Source organism: Streptomyces bacillaris (assembly GCF_003268675.1).
Classification (GTDB): Bacteria; Actinomycetota; Actinomycetes; order Streptomycetales; family Streptomycetaceae; genus Streptomyces; species Streptomyces bacillaris.
Genome location: NZ_CP029378.1, coordinates 2,339,981 through 2,362,610, shown reverse-complemented (window position 1 = coordinate 2,362,610; position 22,630 = coordinate 2,339,981). Strand labels below are relative to the sequence as shown.

The 22,630-nt window shown below is 73.4% G+C and carries 18 protein-coding genes and 1 pseudogene; 7 read left to right on the top strand and 12 right to left on the bottom strand.

The genetic code is table 11. The features are described 5' to 3' along the window. Positions 1–52 precede the first annotated feature (52 nt). From DJ476_RS09590 to DJ476_RS09570, 5 genes are read left to right on the top strand one after another with little or no spacing between them, the layout of a single operon-like run. Positions 53–3,379, top strand: coding sequence for a sensor histidine kinase (locus DJ476_RS09590; RefSeq protein WP_112490305.1), 3,327 nt, complete (start codon positions 53–55; stop codon positions 3,377–3,379). After that, positions 3,376–3,855, top strand: a complete 480-nt coding sequence (locus tag DJ476_RS09585; protein ID WP_112490304.1) for a roadblock/LC7 domain-containing protein — start codon at positions 3,376–3,378, stop codon at positions 3,853–3,855. The genes DJ476_RS09590 and DJ476_RS09585 overlap by 4 nt, the downstream gene beginning before the upstream one ends. Continuing rightward, entirely contained in the window at positions 3,852–4,268 is a 417-nt protein-coding gene (locus DJ476_RS09580) for a DUF742 domain-containing protein (protein WP_019763497.1), read from the top strand. Before DJ476_RS09585 ends, DJ476_RS09580 begins: the two co-directional genes overlap by 4 nt. Further along, complete coding sequence (locus tag DJ476_RS09575) at positions 4,249–4,941, top strand: GTP-binding protein (protein WP_112490303.1); 693 nt, start codon at positions 4,249–4,251, stop codon at positions 4,939–4,941. Before DJ476_RS09580 ends, DJ476_RS09575 begins: the two co-directional genes overlap by 20 nt. 42 nt (positions 4,942–4,983) lie before the next feature. Then, complete coding sequence (locus DJ476_RS09570; RefSeq protein WP_112490302.1) at positions 4,984–6,222, top strand: styrene monooxygenase/indole monooxygenase family protein; 1,239 nt, start codon at positions 4,984–4,986, stop codon at positions 6,220–6,222. 87 nt (positions 6,223–6,309) lie between these two features. Here the strand turns inward: DJ476_RS09570 and DJ476_RS09565 are convergent, their stop codons facing one another. The 5 genes from DJ476_RS09565 to DJ476_RS09545 all read right to left on the bottom strand — a co-directional run bounded on the left by DJ476_RS09565 (position 6,310) and on the right by DJ476_RS09545 (position 12,645). Next, positions 6,310–7,551 carry a C40 family peptidase gene (locus tag DJ476_RS09565; protein ID WP_112490301.1) on the bottom strand — a complete coding sequence of 414 codons (1,242 nt, stop codon included), beginning with the start codon at positions 7,549–7,551 and terminating at the stop codon, positions 6,310–6,312. Between the two features lie 172 nt (positions 7,552–7,723). Then, positions 7,724–10,483 (bottom strand): outer membrane protein assembly factor BamB family protein, encoded by a 2,760-nt coding sequence (locus tag DJ476_RS09560; protein ID WP_112490300.1) that lies wholly within the window; start codon positions 10,481–10,483, stop codon positions 7,724–7,726. Between the two features lie 99 nt (positions 10,484–10,582). Further along, complete coding sequence (locus DJ476_RS09555; protein ID WP_053559409.1) at positions 10,583–10,858, bottom strand: hypothetical protein; 276 nt, start codon at positions 10,856–10,858, stop codon at positions 10,583–10,585. A 4-nt stretch (positions 10,859–10,862) separates the two neighbouring features. Further along, positions 10,863–11,645, bottom strand: a complete 783-nt coding sequence (locus DJ476_RS09550; protein WP_112490299.1) for a TetR/AcrR family transcriptional regulator — start codon at positions 11,643–11,645, stop codon at positions 10,863–10,865. A gap of 64 nt (positions 11,646–11,709) precedes the next feature. Beyond that, positions 11,710–12,645 (bottom strand): AurF N-oxygenase family protein, encoded by a 936-nt coding sequence (locus DJ476_RS09545; RefSeq protein ID WP_103417424.1) that lies wholly within the window; start codon positions 12,643–12,645, stop codon positions 11,710–11,712. A 266-nt stretch (positions 12,646–12,911) separates the two neighbouring features. Here DJ476_RS09545 and DJ476_RS09540 point away from each other — a divergent pair, with 266 nt between their 5' ends. Together DJ476_RS09540 and DJ476_RS09535 are read left to right on the top strand one after the other, a co-directional pair. Continuing rightward, positions 12,912–14,048, top strand: coding sequence for a ferritin-like domain-containing protein (locus tag DJ476_RS09540; RefSeq protein ID WP_112492476.1), 1,137 nt, complete (start codon positions 12,912–12,914; stop codon positions 14,046–14,048). 134 nt (positions 14,049–14,182) lie between these two features. Continuing rightward, positions 14,183–15,037: a hypothetical protein gene (locus DJ476_RS09535; protein WP_112490298.1), complete on the top strand. Its 855-nt coding sequence runs from the start codon at positions 14,183–14,185 to the stop codon at positions 15,035–15,037. Positions 15,038–15,112: 75 nt separating this feature from the next. Here the strand turns inward: DJ476_RS09535 and DJ476_RS09530 are convergent, their stop codons facing one another. The 7 genes and pseudogenes from DJ476_RS09530 to DJ476_RS09500 form a co-directional block, all read right to left on the bottom strand. Beyond that, positions 15,113–15,598 (bottom strand): DUF3291 domain-containing protein, encoded by a 486-nt coding sequence (locus DJ476_RS09530; RefSeq protein ID WP_112490297.1) that lies wholly within the window; start codon positions 15,596–15,598, stop codon positions 15,113–15,115. Next, entirely contained in the window at positions 15,595–16,671 is a 1,077-nt protein-coding gene (locus DJ476_RS09525) for an amidase family protein (RefSeq protein WP_112490296.1), read from the bottom strand. The genes DJ476_RS09530 and DJ476_RS09525 overlap by 4 nt, the downstream gene beginning before the upstream one ends. 98 nt (positions 16,672–16,769) lie before the next feature. Continuing rightward, the gene (locus tag DJ476_RS09520) at positions 16,770–18,227 is read right to left on the bottom strand and encodes a penicillin-binding transpeptidase domain-containing protein (RefSeq protein WP_112490295.1); all 1,458 of its coding nucleotides are present in this window, start codon (positions 18,225–18,227) and stop codon (positions 16,770–16,772) included. Beyond that, positions 18,224–19,611 (bottom strand): annotated as a pseudogene (locus DJ476_RS09515) (FtsW/RodA/SpoVE family cell cycle protein). The gene DJ476_RS09520 and the pseudogene DJ476_RS09515 overlap by 4 nt, the downstream one beginning before the upstream one ends. A gap of 167 nt (positions 19,612–19,778) precedes the next feature. Next, positions 19,779–20,261 carry an SH3 domain-containing protein gene (locus DJ476_RS09510; protein WP_103417418.1) on the bottom strand — a complete coding sequence of 161 codons (483 nt, stop codon included), beginning with the start codon at positions 20,259–20,261 and terminating at the stop codon, positions 19,779–19,781. Between the two features lie 113 nt (positions 20,262–20,374). Further along, positions 20,375–21,712 carry an ATP-binding protein gene (locus tag DJ476_RS09505; RefSeq protein WP_112490294.1) on the bottom strand — a complete coding sequence of 446 codons (1,338 nt, stop codon included), beginning with the start codon at positions 21,710–21,712 and terminating at the stop codon, positions 20,375–20,377. After that, entirely contained in the window at positions 21,709–22,518 is an 810-nt protein-coding gene (locus tag DJ476_RS09500; RefSeq protein WP_112490293.1) for a dihydrolipoyllysine-residue succinyltransferase component of 2-oxoglutarate dehydrogenase complex, read from the bottom strand. The genes DJ476_RS09505 and DJ476_RS09500 overlap by 4 nt, the downstream gene beginning before the upstream one ends. Positions 22,519–22,630 lie beyond the last annotated feature (112 nt).

Sequence of the window (22,630 nt, the reverse complement as noted above, 5' to 3'; positions counted from 1 at the left end):
ACCGAGCGTCACCTCTGCTTCAAGGGTGGACGAGTCAAGATTGCGAGCACCGGTGCAGAAGAAGCGGCCGCGGAGCCAGGGCAGCACGCGCGACGGTTCCGGGGCGACGCCTCCGGCTCAGGGCGTGGACCAGGGAGCCGACCGGCGGACCGGTAAGCGGACGGGGAAGCGGACCGTACGGGTACGGAGCCGGCTGGTCGCCGGGGTCGCCGTCGTCGGGATCACCGTCATCGCGGCGGGCGCCCCCGCCGCGCTCGGCGCCTCCTCCGATCTGGCCGAGTCCCAGCGGCTGGTGACCCTCTCCCAGCTGAACCGGCAGGCCGTCACCCTGGCGCACTCCCTGGCCGACGAGCGCGACGCCGTCACCGCGTACATCGCGGGCGGCCGGGCCGACGACGGCAAGGAGGGCGAGGAGAGCCGCCTCACCCGCACCACCCGTGTCGACCAGCAGATCGACGAGATCCACGGACCGGCCCCCGCCGCCCTGCGCCGCGACCTCTCCACCGTGCCCTCCCTGCGCCGTGACGCCCTCACCGGCAAGGGCTCGGCCCTGGAGGCCCACCAGGCGTACTCCGAGGTCATCGCCAAGCTCCACGGCATCGCCGCCGAGCTGGCCGAGAAGACCCCGCCGCGCGCCGCCGAGGCCACCCGCGCCCCGCTCGCGCTCGGCGGTGCCGCCGAGCAGGCCTCCGCCACCCGCGGGCTCCTCCTCGCCGCCCTCGCCGTGCCGAGCCCCGAGCCCGCCGCCCCGCAGATCGACCCCTTCACCGGGCTGCCGGTCGAGACCGAGGACGACGAGAGCAAACGGGCCGACCGCGACCGGGACGAGCTGAGCGCCGCCGCCCAGCAGGCCCGGGTCCGGGAGCTGGCCTCGCTCGCCGCGTTCGACCAGGCCGCGAACCCCGTCGCCCGCGACAAGCTCGCCGCCACCGTCACCGGCCCCGAGGTCAACAGCGCGGAGAAGTACCTCACCCGCCTCACCGACCGCCCCGAACTCTCCGAGAGCGAGCGCAGGACCGACGCCGCCAAGCTGGAGGCCGCGCTCTCCGCCCGCATCGACCGGATGCGCGGCGTCGAGTCCGCCCTCGCCACCAGCCAGGTCCAGCGGCTCGAAGGCATCCGCGACGACGACGTCACCGCCCTCGAACTGAGCATCGCCCTGCTCGGCGGCTGCTTCCTGATCGCCGTCGGCGTCTCCACCGCCGTCGCCCGCACCCTCACCCAGCCGCTCGCCGTCCTGCGCATCGGAGCCGCCCGCCTCGCGGAGGAGCCCGAGACCGCCGACCCGGTCCGCTACACCGGCCGCAACGACGAGTTCGCCCAGGTCGTCCGGTCCATGAACACCCTGCACGCCAAGCTGACCGGGCTGCACCAGGAGTTCACCGGCCGCTTCGAGAGCCTCGGCACCGAGCGCGCCGAACTGATCGCCGGCCGCGAGGCGCTCACCCTCCAGCGCGCCGAACTCCAGGTCCAGACCGCCGAGCTGGCGTCCCAGCTGGAGCGGCTGAAGAACACCGTCCACCACACCTTCGTCAACCTCTCGCTGCGCAACCTCGGCCTCGTCGAGCGCCAGCTCGCCGTCATCGAGAGCCTGGAGGAGCGCGAGCAGGACCCGGAGCGGCTCGCCACCCTGTTCAAGCTGGACCACATGGCCACGGTCATGCGCCGCCACAGCGAGAACATGCTCGTCCTCGCGGGCGCCGAGCACGGCCACGGCCATGCGGGCCCGATCCCGCTGGTCGACGTGGCCCGCGCGGCCGTCAGCGAGATCGAGCGGTACGAGCGGGTCACCATCCAGTCCCTGCCCCCGCACGCCCAGATCGCCGGGTTCGCCGCCGACGACCTCAGCCACCTCCTGGCCGAACTCCTGGAGAACGCCACCTCCTTCTCCCCGCCGGACTCGCATGTCGAGCTGTCCGGCTGGCTGCTGGAGAGCGGCGAGGTGATGCTCTCCGTGCAGGACGCGGGCATCGGCATGTCGAGCGTCCGGATGGGCGAGCTGAATGCGAGGCTGGCCGACCCGGCCTCCTTCGAGGCGGGGGAGCAGAACGCCGACGGGGCCGGACTCGGGCTCCAGGTCACCTCGTTGCTGGCCGCCCGGCACGGTGTACGGGTCCAGCTGCGCGAGCAGAAGGGGAGTGGAGTGACGGCCGTCGTCGTCCTGCCGCAGACCCTGCTGCCCAACTCGCTGCCCGCCTCCTCGCCGCCCGCCGTGCAACTGCCCGGCGAGGCGCCCACGCTCAACCTGCCGGGCTCGGTGGCCGAGGCCAACTCCAACGCCCTGCCGAGCCGTACGCCGATCCTGCCGCCGGCCGCGCAGCCCACCCCGGTCGCACCGGAGGCGGAGGGTGCCACGGCGCCCGAGCGGACCGTCGAGCCGACCACGGATGCGGACGAGGCCGGGGCCGGGGCCGGGGCCACGCCCGGGGATGCGGAGACCACGGCATCCCTGCCCGTCGTCGACCCGATGATCGCCGCCGCCGAGCGCGCGATCCGCGAGGCCGGCGCACGCGAGCCCGCACCCGCCGAGGGGCCCGAAGCCAGCGCCGTACCGCGGCAGGAGTCCGGCACGGACGCGGGCGCCGGTACGGACCCGGCACCGGTCGTCGATCCGGCAGCCGCCGGTCCGGCCGCCGAGCCCGCCGCCCAGGCGCCCCTGGAGTCGGACTCCGAGATCACGATGCAGGTCCGCCTGCCGAAGCCCCCGGCGGACCCGAACCCCAACCAGGTCCAGGCGGACCCGAACCCGACGGCCCCGGAACCGGCCCCGACGGACCCGGCCCCGGCTGCGGCTGCGGAGACCCCCGCCCCCGACCCGTACGCCATCGGCCCCGACCGGCACGAGCGCCCCGCCGAGAGCGGTCCGGGCGGTCAGGAGCCGGACGGTTCCGCCTTCCGCCCCGAGCCCCGCGCCGAGGCCACCGCCCCGGAGTCCCAGTCCCAGGCCGCCGCCGAGACCGTCCCCGGCCCCCGGAGGCCGGAGGAGCGGCGGATCACCGACAAGGGGCTCCCCAAGCGCACCCCCAAGGTGGTCCGGCCCGAGGGCGCCCCCACCACCGGGCGCGCCGGCAGCCTGGACAAGGAGGACCTGCGCCGCCGGCTGGGCAGCTTCCACCAGGCGGCGAAGGAGGGGCGACGCGATGTCGAGGCCGAGATCGCCGAGTCCACCGGCTCCATCGCGCTGGCCGACCGCGAAGGCGACCGTACAGCCGACCGCGAAGGCGTGACCACCGGACGTACGGGGCACGAGACCACCGGCACCACGGACAGCGCCACCACCGGCACCGCACACGACACACGTACCGAGCAGACCGGCGGCCGCGCGGCGGACCGCCGAAACGGAGAGACGGGGGACACAGTCGAGGAGGCACGCAGTTGACTGCGCCCAGCACGTTCGGGCTGAGTACCGAGGCCCGGAACCTTCACTGGTTGCTCAGCAATCTCGTGGAGGAGGTGCCAGGGGTCCGCTCGGTCACCGTCGTCTCGTCCGACGGGCTGATGCTGCTCTCCTCCGACCCCGGCCACCACGCGGTGAAGGAGGCCGGGCCCTCGGACGGGCCGAAGGGCTCCAGCGCCGATCTGGCCACCATCGTCTCCGGCATCGGCTCGCTCACCGTCGGCGCCGCCAAGCTGATGGACGGCGGCGGGGTCAAACAGACCATGGTCGCCATGGACGAGGGCAGCGTCTTCGTCATGTCGATCAGCGACGGCTCCCTCCTCGGCGTCCACGCCACCCCTGACTGCGACATGAGCGTCGTCGCGTACCACATGGCCCTCTTCGTCGGCCGGGCCGGACACGTCCTCACCCCCGAACTCCGCAGCGAGCTGCGCAAATCGATGGAGAGTACCCAGTGACGAGTGCCGCAGCCGAGCCCGCTCCCCGCCTCCCCGTCCGCGGGGCCGACAAGCGCCCCGCCCGGGTCCGCCCGTACTCCCTCACCGGCGGCCGCACCCGGTTCGGGCACGTGCTGCTCGTCGAGACGTTCGTCGCCGCCCTCGAAGCACCCGAGGAGCGCCGCGAGCTGACCAACGGCAACCTCGCCTCGCGCGTCATGCCGGAGCTCCAGGCCATCGTCGAAATCTGCCGCCGGATGCGTACGGTCGCGGAGATCTCGGCCCTGTTGAAGATGCCGCTCGGAGTCGTCCGGGTGCTGCTCAGCGACCTGGCCGACCAGGGAAAGATCCGCGTGTACGGGACCGGTCACGGCACCGGCCAGCCCGACCGCGCACTGCTCGAAAGGGTGCTCAATGGACTCCGCCGTCTCTGAGGCGCCGCTCTTCGCCCCGCGCCAGCCGGGGCCCGGTGATCAGCCGTCGCTCTCCCCGGACCAGCCGTCCCGCCCCCAGGACCGGCCGGAGGAGGCCCTCCAGCCCTGGCAGCTCGACCACACCCGCGCGCCCACCGCGACCAAGATCGTGGTGGCGGGCGGATTCGGCGTCGGCAAGACGACGTTCGTCGGCTCGGTCTCCGAGATCACCCCGCTGCAGACCGAAGCGCTGATGACGCAGGCCAGCGAGGAGACCGACGACCTCTCCGCGACGCCCGAGAAGACCACCACCACGGTGGCGATGGACTTCGGCCGGCTCACCCTCGACGACGACCTCGTGCTGTACGTCTTCGGCACCCCGGGCCAGCAGCGCTTCTGGTTCATGTGGGACGACCTGGTGCGCGGCGCGATCGGCGCGATCGTCCTGGCCGACACCCGGCGCCTGGAGGACTGCTTCCCCGCGCTCGACTACTTCGAGAGCTGCGGGCTGCCGTACATCGTGGCGGTCAACCACTTCGAGGGCACGCCCGGTTACGCGGCGGAGGACGTCAGGGAGGCCCTGACCGTACCGCCGCAGGTGCCGGTAGTGATCATGGACGCGCGTAACAGGATCACGGTCGTCGAGTCGCTGCTGGCCTTGGTGGGCCATGCTCTCGACGTCACCCCCGCGTGAGAACGCGTACACCGCCCCGATCACACACAACGGAGAGCCGCGATGCGGAAGATACTCATAGTCGGAGCCGGGCAGTCCGGGCTCCAGCTGGCCCTGGGGCTCCAGTCCAAGGGCTACGAAGTCACCCTGATGTCCAACCGCACCGCCGACGAGATCCGCACCGGCCGGGTCATGTCGACGCAGTGCATGTTCCACACCGCGCTCCAGCACGAGCGGGACTACCAGCTGAACTTCTGGGAGTCCCAGGCCCCGAAGATCGAGGGGCTCGGCGTCTCCGTCGCCGCCCCCGACTCCTCCCGGGCCATCGACTGGGTCGGCAGGCTGAACGGGTACGCCCAGTCCGTCGACCAGCGGGTGAAGATGGCCGGCTGGATGGAGACCTTCGCCCAGCGCGGCGGGCAGCTCGTCATCCACGGGGCGGCCGTCTCCGACCTGGACTACTTCTCCCGCACCTACGACCTGGTGATGGTCTCGGCGGGCAAGGGCGAGCTGGTCTCCATGTTCGGCCGGGACGCGGCCCGTTCGCCCTTCGACGCCCCGCAGCGCGCGCTGGCCGTCGCCTACGTCCACGGGATGGGCCCGCGCCCGGAGCATCCGGAGTTCGACGCGGTCCGCTGCAACCTGGTGCCGGGCGTCGGCGAGCTGTTCGTGATGCCGACGCTCACCACCTCCGGCCGCGCCGACATCCTCTTCTGGGAGGGCATCCCGGGCGGCCCGCTCGACGCCTTCCAGGGCATCAAGGACCCCTCCGAGCACCTGGCGAAGACGCTGGAGCTGATGGAGAAGTTCACGCCGTGGGAGTACGCCCGCGCCACCAAGGTCGAGCTGACCGACGCCAACGGCACCCTCGCGGGTCGGTACGCCCCCACCGTCCGCAAGCCGATCGGCCGCCTGCCCGGCGGGGGTCTGGTCCTCGGGGTCGCGGACGTCGTCGTCGCCAACGACCCGATCACCGGCCAGGGCTCCAACTCGGCGTCCAAGTGCGCCAACTCCTACCTGGACTCGATCCTGGAGCACGGCGACAAGGAGTTCGACGCGGCCTGGATGCAGTCCACCTTCGACCGCTACTGGGAGACCGCCCAGCACGTGGTGAAGTGGACCAACGCCATGCTGGGCGTCCCGCCGGAGCACGTACTGAACCTGATCGGCGCCGCCGGTCAGCTCCAGCCGGTCGCGGACCGCTTCGCCAACGGCTTCAACGACCCGGCGGACTTCGAGAACTTCTTCTTCGAGCCCGAGAAGACGAACGCGTACCTGGCCTCGGTCTCCGCCGGACAGTAGAGAGCCGGTCTCCGCCGGACAGCAGAGAGATCCGAGCGCCCCGCCGTCCTGGTGGCCGGACCCGCACCGCCGGTCCGGCCACCAGGTCTATTCCGGCGCCCTTTCCGGCGCCCCGTCCGCGCTGTAGCCGGTGTCCGCGCCGTCGCGGGCGCCCTCGGGGAGTTCCGGGCGGGTGTACGAGGAGAGCGGTACGCCGCCGGGGTCGGGGCGGACGGCGCCCAGGAGCGGGTTGGAGGCGATCGGGGAGACCTTCACCCTGGCGCCGGGGCGGGGGGCCTGGACGACCAGGCCGTCGCCGATGTAGAGCGCCACATGGGTCGCCTTCGGGAAGTAGACCACCAGGTCGCCGGGGCGCAGCGAGGAGACGGGCACCTTCGGGAGCTGCTTCCACTGCTCCTGGGAGGTCCGGGGGACCGGCCGTCCGGCCGCCGCCCACGCCTGGGAGGTCAGCCCGGAGCAGTCGAAGGAGTCGGGGCCCTCGGCGCCCCACACGTACGGCTTGCCGATCTGTTCGATCGCGTACGCGATGGCGTCAGCGCCCTGCCGGGTCGGCGGCCGGACCGTGCTGAGCGCCCCGGAGGCGACCAGTTCGCGCTGGGCCGCCGCCACGCCCCGCTGCTCCAGCCCGGCCAGTTGGGCCAGTTGCTCGGCGGAGAGCGTCGCCAGCAGCCCTTCCACCTTCCTCAGCTTGCCCTGGACCGCGTCGCGCTGCTTCTGCTGCTCGGCCACCAGCCGCTTCTGCTGGTCGACCGCCTTGCGCGAGGCGACGGCCAGGGCGTCGGCGCGGCGGGCGTCGGCGGTGAGGCGCTCCACGGTCGCCGCGCGGCCCGCCGCCACCCGCTCGACGACATGGCTCTGGTCCAGGGCGCGCAGCGGGTCACGGGCCAGCAGGAGCTGGAGGTAGGCGGAGAACTCGGTGCGCCCCTGGTACTGCTCCCGGGCCAGCCGCCCGGCGTCCCCCCGGCTCAGCTCCAGCGCGGCCCGCGCCTTCGCCAGCTCGGCGCCCACCTTCTTCGCCTCGGCGGTCCGCTGCTTCAGCTTCTCGGCGGTGGCGTTGTACGTCTCGCTCGCCTCCTCCGCCTCCTGGTAGAGCGTCTGCAGCTCCCGCAGCAGGGTGGCCACGCCCTTGGGGGCCCCGAGGGCTTCCGGGGCCTCCGGGGCCGCGAGGGCGGTCTCGGCGTCGACCTCTGCCGCGTCCTCGGGCTGTGCGGATTCCCCGGTCGGCGACGGTACGGGGTCCGGCTCGGCCGGGGCGGCGGTGGCGGGGGAGACCACGAGGGCCGTGGCGAGAGCGGCGGTGCAGACCGCCCGCAGGAGCCTGCGTGACACGACAACATCACCTCCGTGACGGGGACGGCCCCGGAGAAGCCGGACCCGTCCCTGGGCAAGGGATCTCATCCGATTAATCCGGTCACCCGGTGTCAGGTGATGCAAGCACCGCACGGCGTGCCGCCCGGGGGATGCCCCGGACGGCCGTACGCGGAGATATGGCCGTCCCGGCTCAGGCGACCGGGAAGGCGTAGAAGGATCGGGCCCGCTGGACGATGACGTTCGTTCCGGAGGCCAGGGTGCGGTAGGGGGCGCTCACCGTCTCCCCCTTCGGGTCGGCCACCCCGATGTCCTGGAACTTCCACAGGCGCTCCCCGTCGGCTGCCGAGAACGCGGTGACCTGGGCGGCGTCGGCGGCGAACAGCGTCTCTCCGGTGGTGCTCACGGTGAGGGCGGGGGCGCCCCCGGCGGCCGGCACCTCCGTGGAGCGGCGCCAGACGAAGCGCCCGGTCTCCCGCTCCACGGCGCCGATCTGCTGGCTGCGCTCGGTGGTGTGGACGAAGGGCCCGGCCACGAGCGGGGTGCCGAAGTACGAACCCTGCGTGCCCGTCACCCGCCAGAGCGGCTTGGTGGTGTCCGCCTCGAACGACTGGAGATCGGCGCCGACCGACGCGTACAGGACCCCGCCCTCGTCGCCCGTGATACCGGCGTTGGGGGCGGCCGTTCCGTACTGCTTGGTCCACCGCAGCTTGCCGGTCTCCCGGTCGAAGCAGCGGAGGGAGCCCTTCCCCTTGGCCGCCTTGACGTCGGCCGGGGTCAGGGTGGACGGCTCCTGCCGCACGAGGATGTCGGCCGGGCGCTCCGCGACGACCCGGTACAGGGGGGTGCCGGGGGCACGGCCCGCCGGTACGGGCGTACGCCACAGCTCGGCGCGCCGGACGATGTCGTACGCGAAGAGGTGCGCCTGTACGACCTTCTTGTCCGGCTCCTGCTTCTTGCCCTTCTTCGGCTTGGGGGCCTTCACGGTGACCGTGTGCGAGCCGGTGAACCAGACGACGGTCCCGGAGTGGCCCGCCAGCCGTTCGACCTGGAGGCCGGGCAGGTCGGTGAAGCCGTCCGCGTACCGCAGGCGGTGCACGACCGCCCCGTCCTTCGGCGCCAGCCAGAGGAACTCCGTCGGCCCCGCCACGAAACAGAGGTCCCCGGCGGCCAGCGCCGCCTGGCCGTCGGCGGCGTCCGCGCGCTGCCAGACCCGCTCGCCGGTCCGCAGGTCGACGGCGCTCGCCTGGCTCTCGCTCGTCACCACCAGGAGCCGGTCCTGCCAGAGCGCGGCGGTCAGCGGGGCGGACTCGGAGGAGGGGTGGGCGTAGATCCAGCGCGGTTCGGGGGGCTGGCCGGGGAGTGTACGGCGCGGCTTCGGCGGCGCGGGCTTGGCGTCCGTGGCGACCGCGCTCTCCCCGCCGCCGATCACCGCGACGGCCCCGCCGCCCACGACGAGCCCGCCGACCGCGGCGGCCGCGACGGTGAGCAGTCCGCGCCGGTCGAGGGCGGGGCCGCCGGACGGAGGGGTGGGCGCGGGCGGAAGCGGCAGCGCGACCATGGGGCCGCCGCTGCCTCCCCGGCCGTTGCCGCTCCGGCCGTTGGCGTCTTGGCCGCTCCCCGGTCCGGCGGAGCCCGGGAGCACCGCGGCCGGGTAGGGCGCGGGGCTGCCGTGAGTGTGCTGGTGGGCGGAGGTGGCGGGGAGAGCGGGCGGCTGGTGGGGGAGGGCGAGCTGGGTGGTCACACGGTCGGAATGGGGCGGCTTGCGGACGGTGTTGAGGAAGCGGGTGGTGCCCTGGTCCTCACCGATGTCGCCGGTGCCGTGGGTGGCACCGGCGTCGGCGTTGGCGGTGGCGTCGGGGGCAAGGGGAACCTGTGGGTCGGCCGGAGCCGGTGTGCCCACGGCACCGCCCTTCTGAAGCACCGCACCCCCAGGCGCCGCCTCGGCTACCTCCGGCACCGTATCGGCCACCCCAGGCGCATCGGCCACCTCCGGCACCGCGTCCGCCGCCTCAGGCGCTTCCCACGCCCCCTCCAGCGCGCGCACCCGCGCCTCCTGCTCCGCGACCGCCGCCGCCAGCCGCTCGGGGAGCCAGCCGCCCCGGGCGAGGCCCGCCGCGCCCTCCAGGGCCAGTTCGGCGGCGACCGTACCTGCGGTGGGACGCTCGGCCGGGTCCTTCGCCAGGCAGCCCGCGATCAGCTCACGCAACTCCTCCGGTACGGACTCCAGTTCGGGGTCGGCCTCGGCGATCCGGCGGGCGGCCTCCTCCGGCGGGCCCTCCGTGAACGGGGTCGTCCCCGTGGCCGCGTACGCCAGCAGCAGCCCCAGCACGAACAGGTCCGACGGCGCACCGGCCTCCTTCCCCGCGACCTGCTCCGGCGTGAGGTAGCCCAGCCGCACCGAGAGCTGCCCGCCCGGCCGCGCCTCCGCCGTCGCCGCCGCGCCCAGCGGGCCGAACGCGGTGAGCCGGGGCCCGTCCTCGGCCAGCAGCACCGTGTCGGGGGCGAGCCCCTGGAGCACCGCGCCGCCCGCGTGCACCCGGGAGAGGATCTCGGCGATGCCCGCGCCCAGTATCCGCAGGGCGCGCTTCGGCATCGGACCGGCGATTCCGATGGCCTCGGCCAGCGGCAGAGCGGGGACGTAACCGGCCGCCGTCCACAGAAGTCCGGCCCCGTCGGCCTCACGGCCACCGCCACCGGTCTCCAGAGGCGGGGCCACCCAGCCGCCCGCGAGGCGTTCGGCGGTACGGGCCTCGGCCTCGAAGCGGCGCCGGAAGGCCGGTACGGCGGCGAGCGCGGGGCGCGCGGCGGTGATCACGGCGGTCTCCCCGGCGCCGACGCCGGTGCCGGTGTCCCGCGCCACGTACCGCACGGCGCTCGCGGTCTCCTGGAAGCGGGCCAGCACGGTGAAGCGCCCGAAACGGCGTGGATCCTCGCTACGCAGCGCCTCCATGGCGCACCCCCCTAGGGTCTTGCGGCACACCCGGGCGCCCCGCGTCGCCGCACCTGACCGACGATCTTAGGGCCTGTGCGCATGTGCGTACGCGAAACCCTAGTCGCGGCTCTCCGGCTTGGACCAGGGCCACTTGAGGGTGCGGCGGGTGCGGCCGCCGGGGGCGTACTCGTAGACCCAGCCGCGCTGGAGGCCGAGCCGCTTGGTGTAGCCGGCCGGGACGCGTTCGTACGCGTACACGGTGGGCGGGGAGCCGTCGGGGGAGGGGACGGGGACCTCGTACCACTTCGGCGGGTGGCCGGTCGGGCCGACCAGGACCGGCAGGACCCGGCCGTCCAGGGGGCCGCCTCGGAAAGGGGTGTTCTCGCTCTTCACCGGGTCAGTCTGCCGCAGGGGCGGGCGCCAGGAGGTGTGCGGCGTCGGCGACGACCGGGATGACCAGCTCCGCCAGCCGTCCGGCCGGTCCGCCGGGGGTCTCCAGGGCGAGCAGGTCGCGGACCACCGTCGCGGTCTCCTCGTCGGTGGCGGCCGTCGCCGCGAGGAGGGCGATGAGGTGGTCGACCAGCCAGCCGCGCAGCTCGGCCGCCGGGGGCCGCTTGCCCTCGTCCAGCCAGATCAGGGAGGCCGCCTCGACGGCCGCGATCCAGCTGCGGACCATCATCCGCAGCCGCGGCCCGGCGCTCCGCTCCCCGGCGTCGGCGCCGCCGATCCGGCCGAGGTGGCTGAGGATCTCCTCGGCCGCCGCCCGCCGGACGCCGTCCACGATGCTCGTCGTCCGGGAGGTCTCCACGACGCTGCCGCCGCGCAGCAGGGCGCTGAACCCGGTGTCGTGCTCGTCGACGAAGCGGAGGTAGCGGTCCAGGACGCGGGCGACCCGCTCGGTGGGCGGGCCCACCGCCGGCTCGGTGAAGCAGAGCTTCAGCTCGTCGGCGGCCGAGCCGAGCGCGGCCTCGTACAACTGCTGCCGCCCGCCCGGGAAGTAGCGGTAGACCAGCGGCCGGGAGACCCCGGCCGCCACCGCCACCTCGTCGAGCGAGACCTCGTCGGGGGCCCGGTGGGCGAAGAGGCCCAGCGCCGCGACCAGGAGCTGGGCGCGGCGCTCCTCGACGCTGAGCCTGCGGTACGCGCGGGGCGGCGGCGGGGCTGCGGCGGTGGACGTCATGCCCCCGAGCGTAAGGGGTCTCCGGTCCGGGCCGTCGAGCCCGGGGACCGCGGTCCGCACGCGATCAGGCCAGCAGTCCCGAGCTGCGCCACAGCCTGCGGCCGACGCCGTTCAGCAGCCCGATGTCGTCGAAGAAGTCCGTCAGCCGCTTGGCGCCGGTCTGCATCACCTCCCTGCGGTGGCCGCTCGCCCGCACCTGGGCGACGGCCTCCCGGCGGTCCAGGCCGACGTTCTCGTACACCCGCGGGTTCACGAAGCAGACGGAGAAGACGCGGGCCGCCTCGCCGCAGCTGACCCTGGTGAGTTCGCGCTCCCAGCGCGGGGCGGTCACCATCTGGCGGCGCAGCTCCTCGCGGGCGTACCGGACGTGCCGGGCTTCCTCGATGACATGGATACGGGTCACCCCGCGCACCAGGGTCTGCACCCGGTCGTCCGGGAACGTCAGCCGCTGCATCCAGTCGAGGATCTCCTCGCCGAGCAGGGTCGCGGCGAACGAACCGGGCGTGGTGGAGACGGTCTTCAGGACCCGCGCCAGGTTGTGGTAGACGCGCGGCACCTCGTACGTCGGTGCGCCGCCCCAGTCGATCATGCGGCCGAACATCATCGAGTGGCGGCACTCGTCGGCTATCTCGGTGAGGGCGTAGCGGACGTGGTTGCTGGTGACGGGCTTGTCGTAGACGTGCCGCACCAGCAGCTGCATCAGGATGATCTCGAACCAGATGCCGAGCGAGGCGAGGGCGGCGCCCTCGTGCCGGGAGAGGTCCAGACGCTGCTCCTCCGACATCCGGTGCCACATGGGGGTGTCGTAGAGCGAGAGCAGCTCCGGCGGCCAGAACCACCTGCCCTCCTCGACCGCCGCGTCCCAGTCGAGTTCGGTGTCGGGGTCGAAGGAGTGCTTGGCCGAGGATTCCAGCAGGCGGGCGGCGACCTGCTCGCGGTCCCGGAGCGGGCCGAGGGCGTCGCGGAGCAGCGTCAGGTCGCGGTCGGTCGCGGTCGTCATAGCGAGCACCTCACACAGGGGAGCCAGGGAGAGTTACCGACGGTCACACCTTATGAGACTCCTCGTCAGCAAGGGCGTCAATCCCTCGCGCACCACTCCGTCGGGCTGTGTGCAACTTGTTGACTCGCTGTCTACCAGCGTGTGAACCTGCCGGGGAGGCGGTGGGTACCCGCGCTCAACCGCCTTCGGTGTCACGGAACTTGTCACGCGGCTTGCTCACGGAACCTGTCAAGCCGTTCGAGTCGGTCGAGGCGAAGGAGCCGTCCGTGTCCACTCATGACCTCTACACCACCCCGCCCGCCGAGCCCCTCTGGCAGGTCCCCGCCACCGGGGCCGCCCGGTTCAGCTGGGACTACGACGACGGCCGCGAACGCCTCCTCGCCCTCTATCAGAAGGGCAAGGACAGGCAGTGGGACGGCAACAAGCGCATCGACTGGTCCCAGGAGGTCGACCCCACCGACCCGCTCGGCACTCCCGACGAGGCGCTCACGCTCTACGGCACCCCGCACTGGGCGAAGATGACCGAGAAGGACCGGGGCGAGCTGCGCAAGCACTACACCTCCTGGCAGTTCAGCCAGTTCCTCCACGGCGAGCAGGGCGCGATGGTCTGCGCGGCCAGGATCGTGGAGTCCGTCCCCGACCTGGACGCCAAGTTCTACTCCGCCACCCAGACCATGGACGAGGCCCGGCACGCGGAGATCTACGGCCGCTTCCTGCACGAGAAGATCGGGATGCTCTACCCGGTCAACGACAACCTCCAGGGCCTGCTGGGCGACACCCTGCGCGACTCCCGCTGGGACATGCCCTACCTCGGGATGCAGGTCCTCATCGAGGGCCTGGCGCTCGCCGCCTTCGGCATGATCCGCGACACCACCACCAAGCCGCTGCCCAAACAGATCCTCGCGTACGTCATGCAGGACGAGGCCCGCCATGTCGCCTTCGGGCGGATGGCGCTGCGCGACTACTACAAGCAGCTCAGCGACGCCGAACTCCGCGAGCGCGAGGAGTTCGTCATCGAGGGCTGCTACCTGATGCGCGACCGGCTCAGCGGCGTCGAGGTCCTGGAGAACTTCGGCATCGGCAAGCAGGAGGCGAAGGACCTCTCGGAGCACTCCGAGTTCCTCCAGCTCTTCCGCAAGCTCCTGTTCAGCCGGATCGTCCCGTGCGTCAAGGACATCGGACTCTGGGGCCCGCGCCTCCAGAAGGCGTACGTCGAGATGGGCGTCCTGGAACTGGGCGACTCCAACCTGGACCTGCTGATGTCCCAGGACGAGGAGATAGCCGAACAACTGGACCGCGAACGCTTCGCGGCCGAGGAGCAGGCCCGGGTGGCGGAGGTCGCGGAGGCGATCGGGGAAGGAGCCGGGGAGGGGACCGGGGAGGAGAGGGAAGCGGCGGCCTGAGCGGTCGCTTCCGGCGGGAGGCGGCTGAGGGGTGTACGGGGCCGGTCCCCGGCGTCGGACGGGGTTCGTCCCGACCCTGTACCGATATCGTCCGCGTCGAAATTCCGTTCGCAAACGTGTCGTACGGTGAGCGCATGACCACCCCGCCTCAGCCGCCGCAGGGCCCGTACGGCCCGCCGCCCCCGCACCCGCCGCAGAGTCCCTACGGCCGGCCCGCCGCCCCCGGGGTGCCGCCGCAGCAGCACCCCCAGCAGCCGTACGGCCACCCGCCCCAGCAGCAGCCCGGCGGCTGGGGGCAGCCGCCGGTCGCACCCGGTGCGGGCGCCTGGCCGCCGCAGGGGCCGGGGGCGCAGCCGCCGCGGAAGAAGCGGACCGGGCTGATCGTCGGGATCGTGGCCGGTGCGGTCGTGCTGGCGGGCGGCATCGCCTTCGGCGTCTCCCAGCTGGTCGGGAAGACCGCCGACGCGGCGTTCCCGGACGCCGAGTACCAGCTCGTCCTGGAACAGAAGCTGCTGGACGGCGAGTTCACTCTGGCCCAGGACCTGTCGTCCACCGAGGGCAAGAAGATCGAGACGCTGTACGACCCCACCGTCCGGGACGCGAAGGCGGTGGTCGGGCAGTACAGCTCGGCCAAGGGCGGGGCGCTGGTGATCTCCGGGATGTACGGGCGGTTCGCGGACCCGGAGATGATGACCGGCAAGATGATGGAGGGCGGAGCCGCCGGGGAAGGGGCGACCGTCGTCGTACCGCCGAAGAAGTTCACCCCCGCCGGGTACGACATCACGCTGGAGTGCCAGGTGCTCCAGTCGGCCAAGGGCGGCGTCAAGGCCAATGTGCCGATGTGCGCCTGGGGCGACGACAACACGGGGGTCTCCGTGGGGATCATCCGCGCCGAGACCGCCCTCAAGGACGCCCGGTCGATCGACCTGGAGGCGGCCGCGGTCGAGACCGCGAAGATCCGCGAGGAGATCCGGCAGCCGATCGGCTGAGCGGCCGGCTGAACGGCCGGGGCGCGGGCGGGGTGTCCCGCGCCCCCTCCCCGCCGGTCAGCGTGCCCCCGCGGGTCAGCGTGCCCCCGCCGGGGCCGGGAAGCGGGTGCGCAGGGTGAACGCCCGCTCGGTCGGGCCGTGTTCGCGCAGCTGCAGCAGGCGTTCCTCGGCGTCCGCCACCGTCGGGCGTTCCCCCGCGGGCACCCACCACAGGGCGGACATCGCCTCCCGCGTGTGCGCGAACCATTCGCGGCGCCGCTTCAGCAACTCCCGGTGCTGCCCCGCGTACATGAATTCGGTGAGGGCGTCGGCGTCCCGCCACACCGACATGTTGACGATCAGCCAGTCGTCCCCGAAGACCGGGACGTCGGTGGCGTTCCCGGAGTCCGAGCGCAGCCGCCAGACGAACCCCTCCGCCGCGTCGGCGACCGCGTTCACCGGGTCCAGCCCGTCGACGAAGTCCTTCAACTGCGGTGATTCAAGCGGGAATCGGAGGCGGGCGATGTTCACCTGGGCCAACTCGTGTTTCGGGCCGGTGGTCTCTGTCTCGATCGTTGTCATGGCCGCACGGTAGGCAGGACGTTCTCCACCGCGCGGGCCATTCCGAGCAGCGAGACGTCCGCCCCGCGCGCCGCCACCAACTGGAGACCCACCGGGCAGCCGTCCCCGGTGAATCCGGCGGGCACGCTCGCCGCCGGATGGCCGCTCAGGTTGAACGCCCAGGTCAGGGCCGTGGAGTAGCGGTCGCCCGGCCCCTCGTGCCCATGCGGCCGGTTCGGGGTGACCGGGGTGAGCAGCAGGGGCGCGGCGGCGAGGAGCGCGTCCAGCCGTCCGTCGTTCGCCCGCCGGACCGCCACCGCCTCCGGGTCCCCGGCCGCCCCGTCCCGTACCGCCTGCCAGGCCCGCCCCGGGTCGAGCAGCACGCACGCGGCGTCCACCAGGCGTACGGTCCCCGCCGCGACCAGCCGGTCCACCGCCGCCCGCACCACGCCCGCCACCTCCGGGTCCACCTCCGCGAACCCCAGGTCCTCGCTGTACACGGCGGCCAGGGGCAGGGAAGGGGCGGCGGGCTCCCCGTACCCGGGCAGCACATGGCGTACGTACTGCTCCGCGACCGCCGCCGAACGGGCCAGCACCCCCGCCGACGCCAGGCCCGAGGCGTCCGGGGACGGCAGCCGCCCGTTCGTCGTCTTCAGCCCGAACACCCCGCACCAGGCGGCCGGGATGCGCACCGAACCGGCCCCGTCGCTCCCCGTCGCCAGCTCCACCATCCCCGCCGCCACCGCGACCGCCGAGCCCGCCGACGAACCGCCGGGCGTACGGTCCGCCCGCCACGGGTTGACCGTACGGCCGTGGGCCCCCTGCCCCCAGGTCTGCCAGGCCGTACCGGGTCCGGGCACCGAGGTCGCGCCGACCGGGACACCGCCCGCCGCGATCAGCCGGCGGGCCGCGTACGAGCGGATGCCGGTGCGGCCCTTCACCGCGAACGGCAGGCCGCGCAGGGGGAGTTCCCGGGCCTCCGGCTCACGGGCGAGGGCCTCGTCCGGCCACACCTCGATGAACGCGCCCAGCGCCGGGTCCCGTTGGGCGATCCGCTCCAGCGCCCGCGCCACGGCGGACGGTCTCGATGTCATGCCCGCCAGTCTCCCCGCACGGTCTCCCCGACCCTGCTTCCTTGACCCGGCCCGCCCCCCCCTGCCCGCCGCACGTACAAGCCCCGGCCCGGCCAGGCTCACCCCTCCAACGCCGCCTCCATCACCGCCCGGGCGATCGGGGCCGCGCTGCCGCCGCCGCTGATGTCGGCCCGCTCCGCCGCCGCGTCCTCCACCACCACGGCGACCGCGACGGCCGGGCGGCCGGAGTCCCGGGGCTGGGCCCAGGAGATGAACCAGGCGTAGGGGAGGCCGGAGTTGTCGACGCCGTGCTGGGCGGTGCCGGTCTTGCCGCCGACCGTCACCCCGTCGATCGCCGCGTTGGACCCGGTGCCGCTCTCCACCACGTCGACCATCATCCGCTGGAGCTGCACAGCGGTGGAGGGGCTCATCGCCCGGGCGTAGGAGCGCGGGCCCTGCTGCCGGACCGTGTCGCCGCCGCCGGTGGTCACCCGGTCGACGAGATACGGGTAGCGCAGATCGCCGCCGTTGGCCACGGCGGCCGCGACCATCGCCATCTGGAGCGGGGTAGCGGTGGTGTTGAACTGCCCGATGGAGGAGAGCGCGAGCTGGTCCTCGCTCATGTCGGTGTCGAAGTTGCTCCGCGCCACCCCGGACGGGATCCGCAGCCCGCTGTCGTTGAAGCCGAAGTGGCCCGCAGTCTCCACCATCCCCGCCAACCCGACCTCCACCCCCAGATGGGCCATGACCGTGTTGCAGGAGACCCGGATCGCGTCCGCCAGCGAGGCCTTCCCGCAGCCGCGCGCCTCGTCGGGGAGGACCGTCCGGGTGTTCGGCAGGACGTACGGGGACGGGGTGTCCGTCGGCGCGTCCGGGTCCGTCACCACCCGGGCGTCCAGGGCCGCCGCCGCTGTCACGATCTTGAAGGCGGAGCCCGGCGGATAGGTCTGCCGGATGGCCCGGTTGAGCATCGGCAGGCTCTTGGACGCGTTCAGCCGGGTCCACGCCTCGGTGACCGCCGCCCCGGTGCCCGACAGCCGCTCGGGGTCGTACGACGGGGTCGAGACCAGCGCCAGGATCCTGCCCGTCGACGGCTCCAGGGCGGCGACCGCGCCCCGCCGCCCGCTCAGTCCGGCGTACGCGGCGCGCTGCATCGACTCCTTGACCGTCGTGACGACGTTGCCGCCCGGCTGCCGGCCCCGGGTGAACTCGTTCCAGAAGGGGAGCGGGGCCAGCAGCGAAGCCGTACCGGAGAGGATGCCGTCCTCGGCGTGCTCGATGAGCGTGGTGCCGTACGTCTGCGAGGCGTAGCCGGTCACCGGGGCGTACAACGGGCCGTGCAGATAGGTGCGTTCGAAGCTGAGCTGCTCGCCGGTCTCCTTGTTGCCGGTCACCGCCCGTTCGCCGACCAGGATGTTGCCGCGCGGCTGGTCGTAACGGGCGATGGTGGTACGGCGGTTGGCCGGGTTGGCGTCCAGCTCGTCGGCCTCGAAGAGCTGGACGCGGGCCGCGTTGACGAGCAGCGCCACGAGCAGCAGCAGACAGAGGGCGGCGGCGCGCCGGATGTAACGGATCACCGCTCCTCCTCGACGCGGTCCAGGGCGCTCGCGATGACCCCGGTCTCCACCTGTTCCGGCTGCGGCCGGCGCGCGACATCGCTGAGCCGGATCAGCAGCGCCACGATGATCCAGTTGGTGACGACGGACGAGCCGCCCTGCGCCAGGAACGGCATCGCCATCCCGGTGAGCGGGATCAGCCCCATCACCCCGCCCGCGATCACGAACACCTGGAGTGCCAGGATCGAGGCGAGCCCGATGGCCAGCAGCCGCCCGAACGGGTCGCGCAGGGCGAGCCCGGTCCGGAAGCCGCGCGCCACGAGGAGCGCGTACAGCAGGAAGATCGCGGTCAGCCCGCTCAGCCCCAGCTCCTCGCCCGCCGTCGCCAGGATGAAGTCGGACTTGGCGGCGAAGCCGATGAGGACGGAGTGGCCCGCCCCGAGCCCGGTCCCGAGCATCCCGCCCGCCGCGAACGCGAAGAGCGACTGGGCGAGCTGGCCCGGCCCCGCCCCGCGTCGATCGAGGCGAACGGGTCCAGCCAGTCCTGCACCCGGCCGTGCACATGCGGTTCGAACGAGCCGACGACGAACGCCCCGACGGCCGCCAGCAGCAGCCCGACCGCGATCCAGCCGGTCCGGCCGGTCGCCACGTACAGCATGATGACGAAGAGGCCGAAGAAGAGCAGCGAGGTGCCGAGGTCCCGCTCCAGCACCAGCACGCCCACGCTGAGCAGCCAGATCGCCACGATCGGGCCGAGCACCCGGCCGGTGGGCAGTTGCAGCTTCCAGAACGTGCGTCCGGTGTACGCGAGCGCGTTGCGGTTGGCCGCGAGATAGGCGGCGAAGAAGACCGCGAGCAGGATCTTGGCGAACTCGCCCGGCTGGAAAGAGAGTCCGCCGATCCGGATCCAGATCTTCGCCCCGTTCACCGCCGGGAAGAAGATCGGCACGATCATCAGGGCGAGCGCGGTGGCGACCGAGAGATAGGCGTAGCGCGCGAGCACCCGGTGGTCGCGGAGCAGCACCACGACGACGGCGAAGAGCGCCACCCCGAGCGTGGACCAGATCAGCTGGGTGGGGGCGGCCTGGTCGCGCGGGGTCTCCAGGTCGAGCCGGTAGATCAGCACCAGGCCCAGCCCGTTGAGCAGGACGGCGATCGGCAGCAGCAGCGGATCGGCGTACGGGGCGCGGAAGCGGACCGCGACATGGGCCAGCAGGGCGAGCGTGCCGAGCCCGGCACCGTAACCGGCGACATCGGGGGGCACGGCCCCGTCGTGGGCGAGGCCGACGGCCGCGTAACCGTAGACGGAGATCAGGACGGCCCCGATGAGGAGCGACAGCTCGACCCCGCGCCGTCTGGGCAGGCGGAGCTCGGGCGGGGGAGCGTCCGCCGTCGTTGCGGTCATGCGTCGCAACGTAGCAAGAGGTGTGCCGTATTTCCCTTATGTCATAGCGCCCGCCGCCCATGTCATCGCACGTCCGCTGATCTCAACAGACATCTGCTGATGTCAATAGACGTCCGCCCGGAAGCGGGTGGCTTCCGGGCGGACGGGACGAGCAGGGGCCGGACGCGTCAGCAGTAGCGCGGCGCGGCGCCGATGTTCTCGATGTAGCGGGCCGAACCCCAGGCCCAGGTGCCGTCGGTCAGCAGGTACCAGCGGTTGTTGCCGTCGACGTTGTCACCGGTCGTCTTGCAGAAGATGTTGACGACGGTGCCGTACTTCACCGAGCCCACGACCTTGCTGCTCCGGGTCGGCCGGTCGCGCAGCAGCAGGTACGGCTTGGCGATGACCCGGCCCTTGTAGGTCCGCTTGGGGGCCTGGGGCTTGGCCTGGTTCTGCGCCTGGGCGTCCTGCCGGGCCTCGTGCTCGCGCTGGAGGGCGGAGGCGGAGAGCTCGTCGGAGGCCGGGGCCGCGGTGGCGGCCTGGTCGCGGTGGTCGGTGGGGCTCGGGTCCGCCGCCAGAGCGGGCGCGGCGGCCGTGACCGCCGTGAGGGCGCCGGTGGCGACGCAGAGACCGATCCGGCGGAACCGCGAGGGGCGGGACAGGGGGGACATGCTGCCTCCAGGGAGAGGAAGGGGGGCGTGGGGGACGCGAGCCGGGCTCGCCTTCGTCACGCTAAATTGGCCACGGAGAGTCCGCAACGCGCACTGTGCGTGACGTGGCAGGGCTACTCCGCGGTCCCGGCGCCCTGTTCGCCCGTGTTCCCGGCGGAATCCTCCTCGTCGAGGTGGACGTACTCCGGCAGCGTCAGCCGGGCCAGTGCCCCGCCGTCCGGGGGATTCACGAACTCCAGCCGCGCCCCGATCACCGCCGCCTGGCCCACCGCGATGGTCAGCCCGAGTCCGTGGCCCTTGCCTGCGCCGTCCGTGCGGAACCGCTGTGGACCGCCCTCCAGGAGGTACGCCGGAAAGCCCGCACCGTGGTCGCGTACGGAGACCACCGCACCCGACACCTCCACCACCACCGGCCCCGCCCCGTGCCGGTGGGCGTTGGCCACCAGGTTGCCGATCACCCGCTCCAGCCGCCGCCGGTCCGTCTCCACCCGCGCCGGACCGTCGACCCGCACCCCGGTCTCCGTCCCCGAGGCCCGGACGACCCGCTCGACCACCGGGGCGAGGTCGTGCACGGCCAGGTCGACCTGTTCGGTACGGGCGTCCAGGCGCGAGATCTCCAGCAGGTCCTCGGTCAGCGCGCGCATCGCCCGCACCCGGTCCCGCACCAGCTCCGCCGGACGCCCCGGCGGCAGCAGCTCGGCGGCGGCCGAGAGACCGGTGAGCGGGGTGCGCAGCTCGTGCGCCACATCGGCGGTGAACCGCTGCTCCGTCTGGAGCCTGCGCTGCAGGCTGGAAGCCATGGTGTCCAGGGCGCCCGAGACGATCGCCACCTCGTCCTGGCCGCGCACGGGACGGGCCGTACGGGGGTCGTCGACCCGGGCGTCCAGGTCGCCCGCGCTGATCCGACGGGCCACCCGGGCCGTCTGGTGCAGCCTGCGGGTCACCCGGCCGACCGCGAAGAGGCCGACGACGAGCGTGGCGGCGATGGCCAGCAGCGAGGAGCCGATGATCGCCCGGTCCAGCCCCGCGATGGTGCGGGCGCTGTGGCTGTAGTCCGTCCAGGTGGCCAGCGCCCGCCCGTCCGCCGGGCCCGCCGCCCACATCGCGGGGCCGCTCCGCCCGTCCGGGTCGCCCGGCCGGTGCGGGCCGTCCGCGACCATGGTGCCGCGCTCGCCGTCCGCCGCCAGGGCGCGCAGCGGGGCGGGCAGCCCCGGCGGGTCGATGCCGGAGCCCCGGGGCAGCGGCTCCCCGGCCTCGTACGCGTCGGTGACGACCTCCAGCCGGTCCAGCGCCTTCTCCCGGGCGTGGGAGACCGTCTGCCGGGTGACCGCCGTGTGCACGAGGACGCCGAGCAGGGCCGCCAGGGTGCAGCACATGGCGGTGAGGAAGACCGCGGCCTTCCAGGTGAGGGTCGAGGCCCAGGCGGGGGAGCGGAACCGGCGCCGTCTCATCGGCCGTCCGCCGACGAGGTCGCCGCTGCCGAAGGAGTCTCCGAGGGGGCGGGCGCCGTCGGGGTCCCTGAGGGGGTCTCCGAAGGGGCGGGCGCCGTCGGGCTCTCCGAGGGAGGAGCCGTGGACGTGGGGGCCGTGCGCTCCCCGCGCCGCTCCGGCACCCGCAGGATCTCGTCCCGGGTGGCCAGCATCGCCTGCTGCCGGTCGTCCCAGGACCACGCGGTGCGGTACTCGTACCCGGAGATCACCGAAGGGGCCCGCAGGATCAGGTCCCGCCCGGCCAGCTCCACGCTGATCACGGCGTCCACCGTGGACATGATCCGGGTCAGCACGCCGTCGTCGGCCCGGTAGGCGCGCACGGCGAGCTGCCGTTCGGGCATCCGGATGCCGAGCACCAGTTCGTCCCTGCCGTCGCCGGTCAGGTCGAAGTAGTACGGGGTCAGGACCGGGCAGTCGCCGGGTGCCGTCCGGCAGGCCCGGATCTGCCGGACCGTCGCGTCGGCCAGCTCGTCCAGCCCGCTGTCCCGGTTCGTCTTGGCCTTCAGCCCGGCCTGCGCCACCGTGACCGGGTCCAGCCGGTGCACATCGTCGCCGGGGACCGTGATCCCGGGGATCCTGGCCGTCTCGCCCTCCCCGTAGTCGTACGGGGCGGCCGATGCGGGCGGCAGGTCCGGCCAGAGCCGGGCGGGCCCGACCGCCGATGGCGCCTCGCCGGTGCTCTGCAGCCCGCCGGCCGAACCGCAGCCGGAGAGCAGGGCGAGCCCGGCCACGGCGGCGGCGACGGTACGGACGCGGACCGGGCGCACGACTGGCCCTTCTCGTGGACGACGGGGGGCCTACACCCTAGGACGTGACCGTACGCAATGCCCACTTCGTACCTGTACGTGACCGGCCGCCTCCCGCCCCGCCGGGAGCCTC

Excerpts from the sequence above, each read along its gene's own strand:
- DJ476_RS09575 (WP_112490303.1), top strand. The coding sequence starts at position 4,249 with ATGGACTCCGCCGTCTCTGAGGCGCCGCTCTTCGCCCCGCGCCAGCCG.
- DJ476_RS09570 (WP_112490302.1), top strand. The coding sequence starts at position 4,984 with ATGCGGAAGATACTCATAGTCGGAGCCGGGCAGTCCGGGCTCCAGCTG.
- DJ476_RS09560 (WP_112490300.1), bottom strand. The coding sequence starts at position 10,483 with ATGGAGGCGCTGCGTAGCGAGGATCCACGCCGTTTCGGGCGCTTCACC.
- DJ476_RS09550 (WP_112490299.1), bottom strand. The coding sequence starts at position 11,645 with ATGACGTCCACCGCCGCAGCCCCGCCGCCGCCCCGCGCGTACCGCAGG.
- DJ476_RS09545 (WP_103417424.1), bottom strand. The coding sequence starts at position 12,645 with ATGACGACCGCGACCGACCGCGACCTGACGCTGCTCCGCGACGCCCTC.
- DJ476_RS09535 (WP_112490298.1), top strand. The coding sequence starts at position 14,183 with ATGACCACCCCGCCTCAGCCGCCGCAGGGCCCGTACGGCCCGCCGCCC.
- DJ476_RS09530 (WP_112490297.1), bottom strand. The coding sequence starts at position 15,598 with ATGACAACGATCGAGACAGAGACCACCGGCCCGAAACACGAGTTGGCC.
- DJ476_RS09525 (WP_112490296.1), bottom strand. The coding sequence starts at position 16,671 with ATGACATCGAGACCGTCCGCCGTGGCGCGGGCGCTGGAGCGGATCGCC.
- DJ476_RS09510 (WP_103417418.1), bottom strand. The coding sequence starts at position 20,261 with ATGTCCCCCCTGTCCCGCCCCTCGCGGTTCCGCCGGATCGGTCTCTGC.
- DJ476_RS09505 (WP_112490294.1), bottom strand. The coding sequence starts at position 21,712 with ATGAGACGGCGCCGGTTCCGCTCCCCCGCCTGGGCCTCGACCCTCACC.